Source organism: Methylophaga sp. SB9B, assembly GCF_004832235.1.
Taxonomy (GTDB): domain Bacteria; phylum Pseudomonadota; class Gammaproteobacteria; order Nitrosococcales; family Methylophagaceae; genus Methylophaga; species Methylophaga muralis.
Genome location: NZ_SSXS01000100.1, coordinates 1 through 253 on the forward strand (window position 1 = coordinate 1; position 253 = coordinate 253).

Here is a 253-nt window from a genome sequence, read left to right on the forward strand (position 1 = left end):
TGATGCCCAGAAATTGCAGATGGGTGAATTAGTGATGGATACAAAGAGTCACCGGGTATTGGTCAATGGCGAAAGAATTGAATTGGGCCCGACCGAATTCCGTCTATTGCATTTCTTTATGAAAAACTGAGCGGGCTTATAACCGTTCGCAATTGTTGGATTTTGTCTGGGGCGACACCGTATATATAGAGGAGCGCACAGTGGATGTGCATATTCGTCGTTTACGTAAAGCACTTGAGCCAAGTAATCACGA

1 pseudogene is annotated in these 253 nt (G+C 44.7%); it reads left to right on the forward strand.

Annotation, left to right across the window (positions count from 1 at the left end):
* Positions 1-253 (forward strand): annotated as a pseudogene (locus E8Q33_RS15325) (winged helix-turn-helix domain-containing protein); the annotation flags it as partial.